Genomic DNA, 401 nt, shown 5'->3' on the forward strand with positions numbered 1-401 from the left:
CTGATCAACGACGGCGGCCATCTGGCGGCACAGAGCCTGAACGTCAAAGCCGACAGCCTGAGCAACAAAGCGGGCGAAATCTACGCGCAAGGTCAATTGAGCAGCCAGCTGAAGACCCTGGACAACAGCCAGGGCAGCCTGATCGGCGGCCAAGGCGTCGACCTGACGGTGACGGATAAGCTGCACAACGACGGCACCCTGGGCAGCGACGGCCAGGTCAAACTGAATGCGGGGCAACTCGACAACGTGGCTGGTTCGATCCAAGCCGGCAAGGATTTACAGCTCACTGCCCAAAGCCTGAGCAACGCCACCTCCGGTCAAATCCTGGCCTTGGGCAAAGACGCGGCCAGCAAACTGGATGTCACGGGCGACTTGCACAACCAAGGCAAGATCGCCGGCAA

The 401-nt window shown here is 60.8% G+C and carries 1 protein-coding gene; it reads left to right on the forward strand.

Going from position 1 to position 401, the window contains the following annotated elements:
• On the forward strand, positions 1–401 hold a 401-nt coding region (locus tag C2134_RS20385), incomplete at both ends, for a hypothetical protein (RefSeq protein ID WP_146042238.1).

It is taken from the genome of Chromobacterium sinusclupearum (assembly GCF_002902845.1).
GTDB classification, from domain to species: Bacteria; Pseudomonadota; Gammaproteobacteria; order Burkholderiales; family Chromobacteriaceae; genus Chromobacterium; species Chromobacterium sinusclupearum.